Raw genomic sequence first — 18139 nt, 5'->3', positions numbered from 1 at the left:
ATGCTGACCCTGCTCTCTGTCGTGGATATTGGGGATATTCGCCCGATAGACCACACGATGTTCTTTGATCGTGTCGCCTCTTGCGCGCCGCCTGACTGTGACGCCCCTGTGCCATTGGATTTGCCATTTTCCACGCCGGCGCGCTACACGCCGGGGGTCGAGCATCAGGTTTTGCAGTTCACGGTCTCCTTGCAGGACGTGCCGACACAGATGCAGGCGTTTTTCATTCCCAAATATAACCATCACCTTCAGATCACGGTGAACGGGGCCTTGGTCCACGCGCTGCCGCATCAAAGACATCCTTGGATGGCGCCTTTGTTGGTCGAGGTGTCGCCAAGCCTTTTGAAGCTGGGCGAAAATACCGTGATGTTCGATCTGTCAGGCCCTGTGCCGGGACAACTTGATTTACAGCCCTTTCATTTCGGCGACCGAGAGGTGCTGAGCGCGCCTTATGACAACCGCTTCATGCTCACGCAGGGGCTGACGCAGTTGGCCTTGGGGCTGATGATCCTGCTCACCTTGGGGTATTTTGTCGTCTGGCTTGCGCAGACCAAGGAGCGGATGTTTCTTTGGATTGCTCTGTCGTGTTTATCGGCCTGTGTGTTTTTGGCCTTGCTTGCCACCCATGCCACCGTGGGGACCTATAGGATCTCTGAAAGCCTGCATTCCCTCTCTGTCGCGAGCTATGTTTTGTTCATGCTCAAATTTGTGCGCAGCTTCCTTGGCATCGCGCCTTTGCGCAGCGAGCGGGTGCTGCCGTGGGTGATCTGTGGCGGTGTTCTGATCGCTGTTCTCTTGCCCCTGCGCTACGTCGATGCCGCGTGTTCTGCGGTCAATTTATGCGCCGCTGTGGCGGGGATCATCACCGTCGCGGTCATGTGGCAGCACCGCCATTCCGTGCCAAAGATCGACTTTTTGATCTTTTTTCCGGCGCTGTCTCTGGCCCTCGCACTTGCCTTTGACGGGCTGTTTTTGGTGCTGACCCATTCGCAGGCCCGTAGCATGAATTTGCTGCATCTGATGCCGCTTTTGACCGCGCTGGTCTGTCTTTGGCTCATCCTGTCGCAATTGATCCGCAGCCTGTCGGCACATGCCCAACTGACCGCGACATTGCACAGCACGATTGCCGAAAAATCGGCGCAGCTTGAAACCAGTTTCAATGAGCTGGCAATGGTGAGAAAGAAGCAAGCGATCAGCCAGGAGCGCAGCCGCATTTTGTTGGAATTGCATGATGGGGTCGGGGGCCAATTGGTCAACACGCTGGCCTATATGGAAAGCCAATCCATCGAGGACCCGACCCTGCGCACCGCCTTGGAGGATGCGCTGCGCGATCTGGCCTTGATGATGGACAGCATCGAAAGCCAAGACAGTCTGGCCACGCTGTTGGGGATGATGCGCACCCGGCTTGAGGGGCTTTTGGCCAAACACGGTGTCAGCTTTGAGTGGCAAATCCAAGACGAGCCGCTGTGGTCCTCTGGAACCCCGTCCGACAATTTGCATATCGCACGGATCGTGCAAGAGGCGATCACCAACGTGATCAAACACGCGCAAGCCAGCAAGATTAGGGTCTATGCCGACCACCGCCGGGTTACGGTTGCCGATGATGGTCTTGGGTTTGACGTCGATGCCGCTCAACGTGCCGACAGACCCCATTATGGCCTGACGGGGATGCGGCGGCGGGCGTCAAAAATAGGGGCGCATCTGTCCATTCAAACGGGACAAACGGGCACGTCTGTTTCCATTGAGCACATTGCAACATAACGGTTGGGCCCCTTGAGAGGCGGAGCATTCCCCCTGTGGGGGTACGCCGCGATCACCTAACGCATGCGGCATGTGGACTTCGTGCCGAACCCCGCCGGAGAACAGATCCAGCTGCCAGACCCAGGGGCACGGGAGCCGGATGCGAGGACGACGCGGGTGTCCGTCGCGGTCTTCGGGCTTTTCAGCCAATCAAACTGTGTCGCACCTTTGCCAGCGTAGGTTTTCGCGGGCGATGTGAACGGACGCAGCGGCTCCGTTTGATTTTCGGCGCTCGCAGGGAGGGCCGCGGCGACAAGCGCACAAGAGATCAGTGCCGCAGACGCGGCGCGTTTTAGATGTACAGTCGCAGACATTTGCTCAGCCTCTTTTTATGCCTCGGACCACTCGCGAAAGCCGTCGTCAGACCTTATTGGCCACCACAAGTGTTAAAGATTGGCATACAGGTCAATGAAAACCTGTGCGTGGCAAGAACAGGGCAAAGCTGTGTCAACGCGTAAAAAACAACGCGCAGGATATTTCCTGCGCGTTTTCATAGTTTTGAAATGGATCAACCGGGGTGGCGAATTTTCGCCGCTGCGGGGACAGGGCCGGGACGATCCCGCCCTATTTCAGGATCTGGTTCTTAACCCGCCAATCCGGGGCGCCGAATCCTTCTGGCCAAGGATAGACCTCGGGTTGGTTGAAATAGAGAATGCCGACAAGGCTCGGATAGTCGGTTTTTTCCTGACGCACCGCGTTTTCCCAGGTGCTGACATAGTCCGCTTTGCCGACATATCCGAGCTCCGCGACCACCACGGGTTTGCCAAAGGCGGCGGCACGTTCGTAGCGGGGCATGAAGACATCATCAAAGCTGCGATCCCGGCCATATTTGGCCTGATCCCAGGCTTGAAGTCCAAAAACCGTCAACCCGATCAGGTCGGCGTAGTCGTCACCGGGGTAGTATTTTGCCATGTCTTCATCACCCAAGGGTGACCACATGACGGTGATCGCGGGGGCACTTTTGCGACACAGGTCAATCATGTGCCGATAGGCGGCGATATAGGTGTCCGGGTTCCACCCGGCCCAAATGAATTGCCCCGAGCTGTCATCCATCTCATGGGCAAAGCGTAGGGTCACCGGGCTTTTGAGCGTGCCCAGCACGTCACAGACCGCTTTCATATTCGCATCATACCGCCCGTCTTCGATGCCACGGCGCAGATATTGCGCGGTGTTGCGTTCGCTGCGGGACCATGTCCAGGGCTCCAGCGTGACCAAAAGCGCCCGGCCCCGTTTTAACGCATAGGCATCCGCATCGTTGAGCGAGGGCAGATAAACGTCTTCCCATGGCAAAAAGAGATGTTCGATCACGACCTGCCCGTCGGCGCTAAAATCCCCGTCCGGGTCATAGACGCCAAAGGGCAACTCTCCGGGTGGCGCGGCGCGGGCCTCGGGCCCGGCGATCACGAGAGCGACCGACAGCGCGGCAAAAAATCCTTTCCCGATCTGTTTCATGTTTTGTCCTCCCTTTAAAATGCGGCACTCAGTTGCGCCCAATAATCCCGAAATGCACCCGGATGTCGCCGGGCCGCCCCATGCCGGCGCCGGACACAACGTATTCAACTTTCGTGAGGCCCGCGGGTTCAAAGCCGACAGCGAGCGCCTGAAAACTTTCCACCCCGCGCAAAGACACGCCCCAGACGGTCAGCGCGACCATACAGGTCATCGCCGAGACATAGCCCGGCAGGCGGAGCCCCAATTCACGGATCAAACCCGGACGGCGGTTTTCCAACAGATGACGGATGAAAATGGTGGCCAAAAGCGCGAGATAGAGCACCACGTTCACGATCGACAAAAGGTAAAACCCACGGGCTTCCCTGAGCTCGGACACCAGCAAGACCGGCACCAAAGCCCCGAGCGCGAGGGCGGCGTAAACGGCCATGATCCGCACCGGCAGGGTGGCGCTTGCGGCCTCGCCTTTCGGGGTGATGCGGAAATCAACGAATTTCCCACTGAGCCGGTCATAGACCGACATCGCACAGCCCCAGAGCACCCATGGCCATTGCAACAGAACGAAAAAAGCCTTTTCCCAGGACAGGACTTTGGCATTCAATGGCCGGAAGAACCGGTCGCGTTTCATCATATAGGCAAAGAGCACCATGACCGCGACGGAGGGCAGGAAATGCCCCAGAAATCCGGCATAAGTGACATCGGCAAAGCGGATGTCAAAGCTCACCGCGAGAATGGGCAAGACATACATCATCGCCATGGAGAGGGTGAAAAACGCGTACCAGCTTTGGCACAGCAGAAAGAGAAATTTGAGACGCAGCGGCAGTTGCCGCAGATGCGACGGCGTATGGCGCAGCAAAAGCGTCATCAGCGAGCGCGACCATTGGAATTCCTGTGTCACCAGATCGGGCAGGGTCGCCGGACCGTCGCCAATGGCAATCGCGTCCATGGCATGCACCCCGCGCCATCCCGCCACAGCCATCAACATGGTGGTGGAATGATCCTCGGCCAGTTCCGGGCCAAGCCCGCCCGCCTCCATCAGGGCGATGGTGCGCACGGCATAATGCGAGCCGATGCACATCGGGGTAAACACCGCCGTGTAACCGGCTTGGAACACGCCGTGAAACGCGGCCTCGGAATAAAGCCGCGTGCGGGCCGCCCAACTTTCCTTTGCATTGGCGGAACAGATCGACGGGGCGGAGACATAGCCGACCTCTGGATCGGCAAAGGGTCGCAACATTTCCCGCAAATACCCCGGTTGCGGCACATGATCTGAGTCCAGCTGACAAACGATATCGTAGGTGTCATAGCCCCATGTGTCGTAGAAAAAGGCCAGATTTCCCTCTTTGCACCGCGTCCGGCGTGGCCATTCGGCCCGATGATAGTCCGCAATGCCCTGACGGGTCGAAATCCTCACGCCATGGGCGTCGCACCAGGCGCGGGTCTGCGCATCGGGGGCTTCATCGGCCAGCCATGTGTCATGCGGATACTCTTGCGCGAGCATCGCTTCGAGTGTTTTGCGCACAACAGAAAAGGGTTCCGAGGGGGTTTTTGTCGTGACCATCGCCACGTCCCACTGTCCCGGCACGGGATCGGGGGCATCAGAGCGGCGGGATTTCAGGAAGACGACAACAAAGTACAGCTGCATCCCCCAAATCCAGAGCATGGCTCCGGTCACGATCCAATATCGCCCCAGACCGAGGACATGGGACGGCGTGAGCCACCATATCCAAAACCATCCCGCCGCAACCATCCAAAGCCCCGCCACCGCATAATACGAAACCGCGCGCCGTCCGGTCAGGATCGGCACCAGATAGGGACGCGGCTGCGTTGCGGGGTGGCGCGGCATGGATTTGGTCATCTCACGATCGCCTCCTGTTCGGGGGCAAACCACGGGGCGGCATCAGCGACCATCCGGTCAAGCCTGCGGTGTTTGGCCCGAAATCCCAGGCGTGTGGCGGCAAGCCGTGGATCGGCGGTCAATTCCGCGGGATCACCGGCCCGCCGATCCTCATAGACAACCGGCACTTTGCGTCCGGTGACCTTTTCCACGGCGGCAATGACATCGCGCACCGAAGCGCCCCGTCCGGTCCCGAGATTGACGGCAAGACTGTCTCTGCCCTCGTCCAGATAGGCGAGCGCACGCAAATGAGCGCGGGCCAGATCCTCGACATGGATATAATCGCGGATGCAGGTGCCATCGGGGGTTGGGTAATCCGTCCCGAACACTTTGAGCGCCGGACCTGTCCCGTAGGCGGCCTGAAGCGCCAGCGGGATGAGATGGGTTTCGGGGGTGTGATCCTCGCCGATCTCGCCATCATGGTCCGCCCCTGCCGCGTTGAAATACCGCAGCGCGACATAGCGCAGATCACTTGCCGCCGCCGCATCGCGCAACATCCATTCGCAAAACAACTTGCTGCGGCCATAGGGGTTGATCGGGACTTGTGGCGACATCTCGTTGATCGGCAGGGCATCGGGCACGCCGTAGGTGGCGCAACTCGATGAAAAGACGATTTTGGTCACACCGACTCCGGCCATGGCCCCGAGAAGCGAGGTCATGCCATCGAGATTGTTGTCATAATAGAGCGTCGGCATCACCATGCTCTCACCGACATAGGCCAGCGCCGCAAAATGGATGACGGCGTCAATTTTATGCCGTGTCAGGGCGCGCACCACCGCGCCCCTGTCGCGCAGATCGGCGACTTCGAGTGGCCCCCATTTCACGGCCGCGCGGTGGCCGCGTGACAGGTTGTCAAAGGTGACGGGTTCGATCCCATGTTGTGACAGGGCTTTGCAGCAATGTGACCCGATATAGCCTGCGCCGCCCGTGACCATGATGCGTTGCGGCAGGGTCATTGTAGATACCCCCCCGCCGACTGCAGGTTCTGAGTGGCACCGAGTTGCGCGGTTTGCATCTGGCTCAACTCCTTGCCGAAATAGGCGATGGTTGGGAGGAGCCCCTCCGCCAGCGCGATTTTTGGCGCCCAGTCGAGCAAGGCCTTGGCCCGTGTGATATCGGGGCGGCGTTGGCGTGGGTCATCTTTGGGGAGGTCCCGAAAGGTCAATCTTGATCTCGACTCTGTCATCTGAAGGACGAGTTGCGCGAGTTCGAGCATTGTGAACTCACCGGGATTTCCGAGATTGACAGGGTCATTCACCGTGTCGAGATCGGTGTCGGCCTCCATCAGGGCCATCAACCCGTCGAGCAGATCGTTGATGAAACAGAAGGACCGGGTTTGCAGGCCTTCGCCATAGATGGTGATCGGAACACCACTGAGCGCCTGTACGACGAAATTCGACACCACACGCCCGTCTTTCGGGTCCATCCGCGGCCCATAGGTGTTGAAAATGCGCGCGATGCGGACATCGACCCCGTCCTGGCGATGGGTCTCGTAAAACAACGTCTCGGCGGCGCGTTTGCCTTCGTCGTAGCACGATCTCGGGCCCACGGTGTTGACCAGCCCGCGATAGGTCTCGGATTGCATCGCGCAATCGGGATCACCATAGACCTCGGAGGTCGAGCTTTGCAAAATTCGGGCCCCTTTTTCGCGGGCCAGGGCCAAGAGGTTCATGCCTCCGAAAATACAGGTCTTGAATGTATGCAACGGATCGTTTTGGTATTTTGGTGGCGAAGCCGGACAGGCGAGATTGTAAATCTGGTCGATGGGACCGCGCAGACGGAATGGCGTGACCACGTCATGCAGGATAAAGGCGAAATTCGGATGTTGGATCAGCGCCGCGATATTCTCGCTGCGTCCGGTTTGCAGATTGTCGAGACAGATCACCCGATCGCCCCGCGCAATCAGCCGTCGCGACAGGTTCGAGCCGATAAATCCGGCCCCTCCGGCAATCAAAATAGTACGTGAATTGTTTGACTGTGATGGTGACTGTGATGGTGATGCTGATGCCCCAGCGGGCACGCCCGCAAATGCGGGCGTGTATGTGCAAGCCTTCGTCATAGTTCCCCCCCTTTGAGATGCGAGCACATCAAAAAAGCAAACGGCTCCCAAGCCTGCGCATGACGCGAGGCTGCATCTCGAAATCGTATAAGATCAAAAAAATGAACGTATTAGCTGACGTAGAAGGTGCATAAGACGTTCATGTCGAGGGACAGCTACCTCACTGCTCAGACAGGGTCGGTCCTCTCATGGTAAAATTAGAATACGAAATCAGACATCGCGACACCTGTCTATTTGGACAGGTCACCGGCGCGGCGCCTTGGTCGTGTTGCCGCCTTTTTGTTCTGCATCGCGGCAATCTTGGAGTGTCTTGTTTTAACATTTTATTTACCAGTTTTCGAATGCCCCCTGCTGCGCTGCAATCGCGCGAACAGAGGGCGCCATCGCGTGAAAAATCCCATATCCCCATGCCTTTCCAAAATGCGCCGAGCCCTCGAAAGACATAAAAAGGTCCGAATCGGTCTTACCATTCGGTCAGGAATTTCTATCGGCGATTAAGGCCCCGACCACGTCCGGGCGCAGAGCTGTTTCGGCGCAATCCGCCCGATCCAAGGTGACGCGGCAGACCTGTGACAGGCCCTGCACCGTCGCTGTGCCGGCCAAACCGTCCAACTTGCCAGGGTAGAGACCGTCCTGTTTCATGCGGGCCTGCAACAGGTAGATCGCGAAATTCGGGTTGGCCTTATAGAGATCACTGCCAAATGCCGCATCCAGCGGTCCCGGCGCGGCCATAAAGCGGTCTTGAAGTCCTGAATAGTTGTGCAACTGACGGGTTTTGGCCGCCGCGATTGTGAACTCAAAGCGCCACTGCTCCTGTGGGCTCAACAGATCCGCGTAGCGTTGGAGCAGCTCCATGGCGTGGGGCGTGTCCTTGCGGATGTTCATCCCGTTGCCGTCGCGCACCAGAGCAATCAGGAACCGGGCGGCTTCGGTATTGCCGGCATCTGCTGCCGTTTCCAGTTTGGCAAGCGTTGCCGGACCGTTCGCGCGCATGGAAATCCCCCACATTTGCCGCGTCGCGTCGAGCACTTCGATCCGTTCATTGCCCGTGGCCCGCGCGCGTTTGGCAAAGCCGTCGAATTTGGCACGCGAGGTTTTCCCATCGCCAAGATAACCATACATGGCCCCTTCGGCGAGAATGGCCCAAGCCGCGCCCCGTCCCATCTCGCCCGCACGGATGAGATAGGTTTGGGCCGCATTTGGGTCTTTCAAACTCCACATCAGCGCCTCGCCGTAGAGCTGTAGCCCGGTCGGATCGCCGCGGTCGGCCATCTGTTCAAAGAGATCGCGCGCCGCGCGCATGTCTTTTGGCACGCCAATCCCATACAAGAGGAACGTCCCGAGAGAGAGTTGCGCCTTGGTGTCTCCGGCCTGTGCAGCCGCCCTCAAAAGGGGGAGACCCGCGTCGCTGTCGCGCTGTGTCACCCAGCCACCGATCAGTTGTTCACCCAGGGTCCGCTGTGCTGCGAGGTCGCCGTCTGCGGATGCGTCCTTGAGCATGGCCAGACCTGCGGGAATATCTTGGGCGACCCCATCGGCCCCATAGATCAGTTGCATGGCCGTTTCGCTGACCGGCGGTGAGGCTTGCTGGGCAAAGCCCGCAGAGGCGCAACAAAGGGCCATCACAACCCCTGCGCAGCCGTGCCTCAGACCCCGCCACTCTCGCGTGGCTTTGCCCCATGATAAGTCCAAATGGATTGCCGTCATGATCACCCTCCCAAATACACTCAAGTCAGCACAACAGATGACGTGCTGATGATTTTGGTCTTTCGGAAGCGCCCGGAAAGACCATTGGAATGGATCGTGACAGCGTTGATCATATCACATCCTGTGGGAAAATGCGCGGCCGAATTTGGCGCGGTCTGATCAACGGGATTTGTCCAGTAAACGGTTGAAAGGCATGCGGCAGGGAGCAGGGCTTAACGTGGCACCAATTTCTGATGGGGATGCGGCGGCGGACGTCAAAAATCGGCGCAAATCTTTTCGCTCAAACGAGGGCATTTGAGTATTTTTGCGCATTAAAAATAAGGATTTAGGCGCGGTTTGGCGCGGATCATTCATGTGTGCTTTTTGCGCCACATGTGTGGATTCACACATAGAGTGACAGGTGAAGTCGGCTATGCAGGAGCGAAAGCGTTAATTTTAAGGATGGATGTCATGACACTCAAAACAAATGGCATCCGCCATCGTCTCGGTGCAGGTTGGCGCGGAACGGCGATCCGCTGCGCTGTGATGGCGATTTTGGCTTTTGTCTTGGGATCTCAGGGGGCCTCGGCCTTTGTTGGAGGCGGTGACACCAAGTATCGCTCAACACCCATGATCGGGTCCTGCAATGTCACGGCAACCACAACCGAAGACAGCGGGATAACGGCCGCTGTCTTCGTTGATGGTCTTGGGTCCTATGGCTATGCGGGGGGCAACTACGTCACGGCGGGCGCTACACCGGGGATTTCTTCTGGCCCCGCGATTACCCTTCTCTACCTTGCAAATTGCCTTGGAACGACAGAGGCGAATATCGCAGATTTCGTACAAGACGGCGCACAGCTTCCCTATGCCGACGAAAATTTTATGGGCTTTTCGTTTCGGCTTCTGTCGACCGCAGGGTCAATGAGCGCCGGGTTTTACACCTATTACATCAGTGAAGGCACCAACACCGCCCCAAGCCTGTCCTTTACCGATGATGTCTCAGCCAGTGCGACCACCAGCGACCAGATCACCATCACCACGACGGACCCGGACAGTGGCCAGCTTTCCATCGCGAAATATGGCTTTAGCGCCGATGCCACCTGTAACGCCAGCGATGCGCCGTCGATCGCTTTCTCGTCCGGCGTGTCGTTTTCGATCACATCAGAAACCAACAACGGCAACTATATTTGTGCGTCGATTTTTGACGGGATCACGACCACCTATCAATCCAGCGCAAATGCGTTGAACATTGATCTGACAGCCCCGGTGATCACGCCCCCGGCCACGCAGACCGCGCCGTCAGACGCCGGGGTTTCGACGGCGACGTTGGATGTGACCGGGTTGGGGTCGGTCACGGACAATTCCGGCGAGGTTCCCGCGATCACCTATAAGGTGGGCACCACGGTTCTGACGGGAAATTACGCCTTCCCGATCGGGAACACCACGGTGACGATGGATGCCACGGATAGCGTTGGCAATGTGGCCACCCAAGTGAGCTTTACCGTGACGGTGAGTGATTCCGCCAAACCCGTCGCGAATTTCATCGTTTCCGCCGGTGGCTTTGGCTGTAGCCCGATAACGGTCAGTTTCACAGATGCCTCCACGGCAGGCACCACAGGAGTGATCACGAATTGGTTGTGGGATTTTGGTGATGGCACGACCTCGACAGTGCAAAACCCGACCCACAGTTTCTCAAATATCACGGCCACCGTTCGTTTGACCGTCACCACCGCCCTTGGCGCAACCGACACGCGTACAATTGCCAGCGCCGTACAAGCGCTAGGACCTAAGGTGGATTTTTCGGCGGATGTCACCTCTGGCGACGCGCCTCTCGCTGTGGCTTTCACCTCCAGCACAATCGGCAGTGCGCCTCTCACCGGCATGGCATGGGCGTTTGGTGATGGTGTAACCTCTACAAGTTTCTCCTCCGCGGCGCATACGTTCACCGCACCCGGCTCGTATACTGTCTCGCTCATGGCGAACGATCTCGATGGCTGTAGCGGAACGGAAACAAAATCGGCCTTTATCACGGTGCTCGATACTGAAGCGCCGGTTCTGAGCGCCCCAACGGATCAAGTCGCCAATGCCGATGCAGGCCTGAACACCGCCGCATTGGATGTGACCGCTTTGGGGTCTGTGTCCGACAATTCCGGCGAGGTCCCTGCGATCATCTATAAGGTGGGGTCGACCGTTTTGAGCGGCTCTTATGATTTCCCCATTGGTGAAACGACGGTGACGATGGATGCGGCGGACACGTCAGGCAACGCCGCGACGCAGGTGAGCTTTACCGTGACGGTGAGCGACGACGAAGCGCCGGTGATCACTGCGCCCGCCAATATTGCGCAGGCGGCGGATGCCGGTGTTTCAACCGCTTCGGTGAGTTTTGCGGCCACGGTGTCGGACAACAGCGACACAGGTCTCGTGCCGGTGTTCAAAATCGGCAGCACGGTGATCAGCAGCCCCTATGATTTCCCATCGGGCGTGACCACGGTGACGATCGACGCCGAAGACAGTGCGGGCAATGCCGCGACGCAGGTGAGCTTTACCGTGACGGTGAATGACGCCGAAGCTCCGGTGATCACCGCCCCCGCGACCCAGAATGTAGACACCGATGCGGGGCTGAACACCGCCGCATTTGACGTGACCTCTTTGGGGTCTGTGACCGACAATTCCGGCGAGGTCCCGGCGATCACCTATGCGATTGGTGCGACTGTTTTGACCGGGTCCTATGATTTCCCCATTGGCGACACCACGGTGACGATGGATGCCACCGACAGCGCAGGCAATGCGGCGGCGCAGGTCAGTTTTCTGGTGGCCGTAACCGATGTGACCGCGCCGGAGATGCCAATCATCGCGACCACGGTGGTCAACTTCGGTGCGTCGATTTCTATTTCCGGCTCTGGTGAAATGGGGGCCACGGCCACGATTACCTTCCCGGATGGATCATACCAAACCGTCCTGTTGAGCAGCGGAACCTTTGATGTGACCTCCCCCCTTGGACAGCCCAGCGGCACGGTTCGGGTCACGGTCATGGATGCGGCGGGCAATGTGTCCCCTGCGGCCACGGTTGAGGTGGAGACCGATTTGATCGCGCCGAGCCTTGTGATCAGCGGCGCGACAGAGACGGCAGGGTTCGGGGATACAACCCTTTTGACCTTTACCTTCTCCGAGGATGTGACCGGCTTTGAGGTCTCGGACATCAGCCTCTCAAACGCCACAGTGGCCTCGGTCACGGGGGGGCCGGCGGTCTACACGGCGTTGGTGACCCTAACCGGGACAGGGGATGCGTCTGCGTCGGTGCCGGAGGGGGCCGCACAAGACACGGCGGGCAATCTCAGCACCGCCTCCAACAGAGTGACCATTTCTGACACAACGGTGGCCGACACCCAAGAACAGATCGCCACGTTTCTTCAGTCGCGGGCCACGCAATTGCTGGCCAACCAACCGGATTTGATCCCCTTCCTGATGGGCCAAAATCGCGGCAGGTTCAATGCACAGGTCAGCCGCGGCACGGGCCATTTTGACATCGCAAGCCCAGCCGGACAGCCGGTCTGGATGGCTTTGACCGGCTCATGGTCGGAGCAAGCGGGGGCCGAGACGCGCTATGTCTTTGGCGCTTTGGGCAGCCATGCCACCCTGTCCCCGAATATGATGGTTGGGGCCATGCTGCAATTTGATTACGCAGATCAAACAGATGGCCCGGCGCGAGTGACGGGACAGGGGTGGTTGACCGGTCCCTATGTCATTGCGCGCAGTCCCAATCATCCGCTCTATTTTGAGGGGCGGGCGCTCTATGGGCGGAGCTCAAACGACATTTCTCCCTATGGCACGTACACCGATCAGTTTGACACAAAGCGGTGGTTGCTTCAGGCGAAATTGGCCGGAAAAATGGCGTATGGCCCAACCACCCTGCGCCCGAATGTTGATCTGTCTTATACCTCAGACACGCAACTGAGCTATCAAGATGGGCTGGGCAATATCATCCCCGAGCAAAGGTTTGGCCTCGCTCAGGCGGCGCTTGGGCTGGACTTTGAGCATGACGTGCCGCTGACAAACGCCGATTTGCGGATCAATGGCGGGGTCTCAGCGATCTGGTCGCACAGTGAAGGCTCCGGCGCGGCAAGCAGCCTTGAGCCAAGTTCTGACGGATGGCGGGGCCGTGTGGATTTGGGTCTGAGCTATGCCTTTGACGGCGGATCAAACCTGGCACTGACCGGATTTTATGACGGGATCGGGGCGTCAGACTATGAGAGCTTTGGCGTGGGCTTGGCCTATTCCATCGCGTTCTAGGCCCAAAGCGGAGAGCTTATTTCGAACAGTCCCAATTCGGGCCGCAGGTCTTGAGTATTTCACCGCTTTTGTTGGAGAGGGGTTGTTGATACTGAGAAGGGGCTATGCGGTTTGTCGCGAAAGCGTGGCATTGAGGTGGGCAAAGGTGCATGGTGTCTTTGGGGCGAAATGAGAGAGGCTAACCCATGAAGATCGCAGTGGCCGGTATCGGTTATGTTGGTTTGTCGAACGCGGTTTTGTTGGCGCAAAACCATGATGTTGTGGCGGTGGATATTTCCCCCTCTCGGGTTGAGATGCTCAATGCGCGCAAATCCCCCATCGTCGATGCCGAACTTGAAGAGTTTCTGGCGCATAAGCCCCTGAAGTTGCGGGCGACAATGGATAGCACAGCGGCCTATACGGATGCTGATTTTGTGATCGTGGCGACGCCGACGAACTATGACGCCAAGAGCAATTATTTCGACACGTCGAGCGTGGAGAAGGTCATTTTACAGGTGCTCGCCGTCAATGAAACGGCGACGATCGTGGTGAAATCGACCATTCCCGTGGGCTTTGTCAGCCGGATTAGAGACGAATTTGACACGGATCAGGTGATTTTCTCCCCTGAGTTTCTGCGCGAAGGCCGCGCTCTGTACGACAACCTTCATCCCTCGCGGATCATCGTGGGCGAACGTTCGGATCGCGCGCGCGTCTTTGCGGATTTGCTGCTTGAGGGCGCCGTCAAAAAGGACGTCGAAATCCTATTCACGGACGCGGATGAGGCCGAGGCGATCAAGCTGTTTGCCAACACCTATCTCGCGATGCGGGTGGCGTTTTTTAACGAATTGGACAGCTATGCCATGGCGGGTGGGATGAATTCACGCCAGATCATTGAAGGCATCGGTTTGGACCCACGTATTGGGTCACATTACAACAACCCGAGCTTTGGCTATGGCGGCTATTGCCTGCCGAAAGACACCAAACAACTCTTGGCGAACTACTCGGAAGTGCCGCAAAACCTCATCCGCGCCATTGTGGATGCCAATCACACCCGCAAAGATTTCCTGTCCGATCGGATCATCGCGCAGCATCCGAAAGTGGTGGGTGTTTACCGTTTGGTGATGAAAGCGGGTTCTGACAATTTCCGCCAATCCTCGATCCAGGGCATCATGAAACGGATCAAGGCCAAGGGCATCGAGGTCATCGTCTATGAACCGGTGATGGAGGAGAGCGAATTTTTTGGATCGCGCGTGGTCAATGATTTGGCGGCGTTCAAAGCGGAGGCTGATGTGATCGTCGCCAACCGCGTCACCGATGATATCTCAGATGTTTCTGAGAAAATTTTCACCCGCGACCTGTTTGGCGCGGATTGAGGACAGACCCTATGCCCACAGCTCTCGTCACCGGCGCCGCCGGGTTCATTGGCTCTTTTGTCTGTCGGACCCTTTTGGAAGATGGCTTGCGCGTCATCGGGTTGGATTGCCTGTCAGATTATTACGACGTGGCGCTGAAAGAGCGGCGCGAAGACACGCTTTTGGCCTATGAGGACTACCGGTCTGTACATGATAAGGTCGAGACGCCGGGTCTTTTGCGGGCGCTGTTCGAAGAAGAAAAGCCCGATGTGGTGATCCACCTCGCGGCACAGGCAGGGGTGCGGTATTCGATCGAGAACCCGCGCTCTTACCTTGAAAGCAACATCATCGGCACCTTTGAGCTGTTGGAAGCGGCGCGGGCCTATCCGCCCAAACACATGCTGTTGGCGTCCACCTCATCGGCCTATGGCGCCAACACCGACATGCCCTATTGCGAGACCGATAAGGCAGACCATCAGATGTCGTTCTATGCCGCGACCAAGAAATCCACGGAGAACATGGCGCATTCCTACGCGCATTTGTTTGGCCTGCCGATCACCATGTTCCGATTTTTCACCGTTTACGGCCCTTGGGGTCGCCCGGATATGGCGCTGTTCAAATTCACCAAGGCGATTTTGGATGACAAACCGATCGACGTTTACAATTTCGGCGATATGAAGCGCGATTTCACCTATGTCGAAGATCTCGTGCATGCCATCCGCCTGTTGATCGACGCGGTGCCTGTGCGGCCCGAAGATGGCGTGGTGGTAGAGGGTGATAGCCTGTCCCCGGTTGCGCCCTTCCGGGTGGTGAACATTGGCAATTCTGACGCGGTGCAATTGGTGGCCTTCATCGAAGCCATCGAGGCCGCCACGGGCAAAAAAGCCACCCGTAATCTGATGCCAATGCAAGCGGGTGACGTGCCCGCGACCTGGGCCAATGCCGATCTGTTGCACAAGCTCACCGGATACGCGCCCAAAACCGATGTCAAAGACGGCGTGGCTAAATTTGTCGGCTGGTATCGGCAATATTACGACGTGTGACACGTGGGGCTCAGGTCTGAAGCGTCTGGAATTGTGGGGCGGCCTGCACATTTTGATGCATTTGTAACATCGGCTTGTGACATATGTGAAAAAAGCCCTCTGCCATCAGGCCAGCGGTTGAAATCGTGACCCTTCAAAAGCATTACTGCGTATGTAGTGACGACAGTTGTACCAAGGGTGGCCCGAATATGAATTCTTCGAACAAGACGAATGAAACGCTCGATGTGGCCTTGGTCCACGATTGGCTCCCCGTCCTTGGCGGCGCGGAGAAAGTTGTCGAACAAATGGTGCGGGTCTACCCGCAGGCGACGATTTACACGTTGTTTGATTTTCTCTCACCCGAGGAGCGGGCCCAGGTGTCTCTGGGGCGGCCCGTTGAAACGAGCCGACTAAACGACTGGCCGGGGGTGAAGAAATATTATCGCTATCTGATTTTGCAAAGCACGCGGGCGATTGAGGAGTTCGATGTCACCCATCATGATCTTGTGCTGAGTTCGTCGGCCTCGCTGTCCAAAGGGGTTCTGACCTCCCCGGATCAGCTTCATGTGTGCTACATGCACAGCCCGGCGCGCTATGCCTGGGATCTGACCCATGAATATATCGGCTCAATCGGGGGCACGGGCGCTTGGTTGAAACAAAAGATCGCGCGGGAGATGATGCATAAGTTCCGGCTTTGGGACATGCGTTCAACGCCACAGATTGATCATCTGATTGCCAACTCCGAATTCATCAAAAAGCGGATATGGAAAACCTATCGTCGCGAGGCCACGGTCATCTATCCGCCGGTGGACACGGATGCGTTTACAATCTCCGAAAAACCGCGCGAGGACTTTTATTTCACGGCCTCGCGCATGGTGCCTTACAAACAAATCCAACTCATCGTTGAAACGTTCAAAGAGCGGCCAGATCTTCGGTTGATCGTGTCGGGTGACGGGCCGGAAATGCCGCGCATTCGTGCGGCAGCCGGGCCCAATGTCACGTTTTTGGGGCACGCGTCTTTTGAGGATATGCGCGATCATATGCAGCGCGCTAAAGCGTTTGTTTTTGCCGCCAAGGAAGATTTCGGGATTGTGCCTGTCGAAGCTCAGGCTTGCGGCACGCCGGTGATTGCTCTGTCGCATGGCGGTACGGCGGAAACGGTGAGAGGGCTATCACATGCACAGCCGACGGGCGTGCATTTTGACGACCAAACGGTGCCGTCGCTGTTGCAAGCGATCGAAGCCTTTGAGGCGAACGCGGCAGGGTTTTCGGAAGAAACCATTGCGGCTCATGCAAAGTCGTTTGCCTCAGAGCGCTTTCGCCGTGAGTTGTCCGAATTCGTCGACAACCTGCGCTGACCGCTCTTTTGTGTCTTTCCAATGCCTCAGGCCACTGGAGTAGATGAGGTAGGTCAGACCCATAAAATAAAAGAAAAAATTCACCCAAGTGAAGAGATAGACAAAGGCGGTCAGATTCAGCGCACCCATAAACAGCGCCATACTTGATCCGTTCTTGAGGGCAATCAGCCCCCCCAAGAGAACGGATGCGGCGAGGGCGTAAACATAGAGCGTGCCAACGGCGCCGTAGCGCAATTGCATGTAAGCCGTGGCATAATGGGCGTGACCGTGGTCGAGTTCTGTTTTCCCATACACAGAATATTCATAGGTGGCGCCATGGCCCAGTCCGAGAAGCTCTGTGGTAAACCCATTGCGCTGAAGCTGTGACCCGATCTGTTGTTTTTCGAGTTTGCGCGAGTTCAATGAAATAGATTCCCCGCCCTCCTCACCGTTTATGATGTTGTAGATGCGGACATATGTTTTGCTGCCCTCTGGGACGGTGGCAAGCAGAACAAAGGGAAACAGGGCAACCATCAAAAGCCCGGTGAGCCCCCCGCGAATGTCGAAGCGCAGTCGCATGATGAGGGCAATAACAAACACGCCACCAATAGAGGCCAAGGTCGAGCGGTTGATGTCCTCGACGGAGGCGACAAAGACGAACCAGAAGATGAGTGTTTCGCCCCAGAACCGCAGATTAAATTTGCCTTTGGCCAACGCGACGAATTGGAGTGCGGCCAGCATCGCAAAAATATGTGTGCCGGGAGATGCGCGTGAGGGCAGGCCAAGCGTAACGGCAATGGTTCCCACCACAACACAGCCTATGGCGGTGGCATAGATGATGCCTTTGATCCGGCGAAAGGCAGCGGTGAAATCCACTTTTGGCATGAGGCCAAATCGGATCAGGGACAAAAGGCACAAAAGCGTCGGAACCGAGTCATTGATGATGCTCGCAATGGATTGCCCCTGTAGCTTGCCGATGAGCACACCGTGCAGGTTCAACAAAAACCAAAAGACAATCAGCACCAAGATAGGACGATCCGACGGGAGACCTCTGAACTGGCCTTTTGCCAGCCAGACGGCGTGATCTAGGGCCAATAACACAAGAAAGATGAGCAAAGTCGTTGTGCTGAGCTTGTACCACCACAGGCCCAGACCAAGTTCAAAGACAAGTTTTGTGCTAAAACCCGCAAGGCAAAGATAGGCCACAATCCGTTCTGGATAGCTCATCAGTCGATAATTTTGAAAACGGACGCGCGTCATGGCTTCTC

At 57.4% G+C, this 18139-nt stretch carries 12 protein-coding genes; 5 read left to right on the top strand and 7 right to left on the bottom strand.

All coding sequences use genetic code 11. The features are described 5' to 3' along the window. Nucleotides 1–1761, top strand: a complete 1761-nt coding sequence (locus DA792_RS21495; RefSeq protein ID WP_217621096.1) for a sensor histidine kinase — start codon at nt 1–3, stop codon at nt 1759–1761. A 603-nt stretch (nt 1762–2364) separates the two neighbouring features. Here DA792_RS21495 and DA792_RS21485 read toward each other — a convergent pair. The 6 genes from DA792_RS21485 to DA792_RS22530 all read right to left on the bottom strand — a co-directional run bounded on the left by DA792_RS21485 (nt 2365) and on the right by DA792_RS22530 (nt 9266). Continuing rightward, nucleotides 2365–3252 (bottom strand): glycoside hydrolase family 26 protein, encoded by an 888-nt coding sequence (locus tag DA792_RS21485; protein WP_107722817.1) that lies wholly within the window; start codon nt 3250–3252, stop codon nt 2365–2367. Between the two features lie 28 nt (nt 3253–3280). Continuing rightward, on the bottom strand, nt 3281–5107 hold the full coding sequence (locus DA792_RS21480) for a glycosyltransferase family 2 protein (protein WP_107722851.1): 1827 nt from the start codon (nt 5105–5107) through the stop codon (nt 3281–3283). Then, nucleotides 5104–6096: a UDP-glucose 4-epimerase GalE gene (galE, locus tag DA792_RS21475; protein WP_199908215.1), complete on the bottom strand. Its 993-nt coding sequence runs from the start codon at nt 6094–6096 to the stop codon at nt 5104–5106. Before galE ends, DA792_RS21480 begins: the two co-directional genes overlap by 4 nt. Before the next feature lie 2 nt (nt 6097–6098). Continuing rightward, nucleotides 6099–7205 (bottom strand): UDP-glucuronic acid decarboxylase family protein, encoded by a 1107-nt coding sequence (locus DA792_RS21470; RefSeq protein ID WP_107722849.1) that lies wholly within the window; start codon nt 7203–7205, stop codon nt 6099–6101. 474 nt (nt 7206–7679) lie between these two features. Next, nucleotides 7680–8828: a tetratricopeptide repeat protein gene (locus DA792_RS21465; RefSeq protein WP_159075360.1), complete on the bottom strand. Its 1149-nt coding sequence runs from the start codon at nt 8826–8828 to the stop codon at nt 7680–7682. 243 nt (nt 8829–9071) lie between these two features. After that, nucleotides 9072–9266, bottom strand: coding sequence for a hypothetical protein (locus DA792_RS22530; RefSeq protein ID WP_217621095.1), 195 nt, complete (start codon nt 9264–9266; stop codon nt 9072–9074). A gap of 96 nt (nt 9267–9362) precedes the next feature. On the opposite strand from DA792_RS22530, the gene DA792_RS21460 reads away from it, so the two are divergent. The 4 genes from DA792_RS21460 to DA792_RS21445 all read left to right on the top strand — a co-directional run bounded on the left by DA792_RS21460 (nt 9363) and on the right by DA792_RS21445 (nt 16892). Beyond that, a complete protein-coding gene (locus DA792_RS21460; protein ID WP_159075359.1) occupies nt 9363–13181 on the top strand; it encodes an HYR domain-containing protein in 3819 nt (1272 codons plus the stop codon). Nucleotides 13182–13366: 185 nt separating this feature from the next. Beyond that, nucleotides 13367–14533 carry a nucleotide sugar dehydrogenase gene (locus DA792_RS21455; protein ID WP_107722846.1) on the top strand — a complete coding sequence of 389 codons (1167 nt, stop codon included), beginning with the start codon at nt 13367–13369 and terminating at the stop codon, nt 14531–14533. Nucleotides 14534–14544: 11 nt separating this feature from the next. After that, nucleotides 14545–15555, top strand: coding sequence for an NAD-dependent epimerase/dehydratase family protein (locus DA792_RS21450; protein WP_107722845.1), 1011 nt, complete (start codon nt 14545–14547; stop codon nt 15553–15555). Between the two features lie 188 nt (nt 15556–15743). Next, entirely contained in the window at nt 15744–16892 is a 1149-nt protein-coding gene (locus DA792_RS21445; protein ID WP_107722844.1) for a glycosyltransferase, read from the top strand. On the opposite strand, the gene DA792_RS21440 is transcribed toward DA792_RS21445, so the two are convergent. After that, nucleotides 16842–18131, bottom strand: coding sequence for a hypothetical protein (locus tag DA792_RS21440; RefSeq protein WP_107722843.1), 1290 nt, complete (start codon nt 18129–18131; stop codon nt 16842–16844). The two genes, DA792_RS21445 and DA792_RS21440, sit on opposite strands and share 51 nt — an antisense overlap. Between the last annotated feature and the right edge of the window lie 8 nt (nt 18132–18139).

Source organism: Celeribacter baekdonensis, assembly GCF_003047105.1.
Lineage (GTDB): Bacteria > Pseudomonadota > Alphaproteobacteria > Rhodobacterales > Rhodobacteraceae > Celeribacter > Celeribacter baekdonensis_B.
Note: the sequence above shows the minus strand (reverse complement) of the source record. Positions and strands in the feature narration are given on the sequence as shown.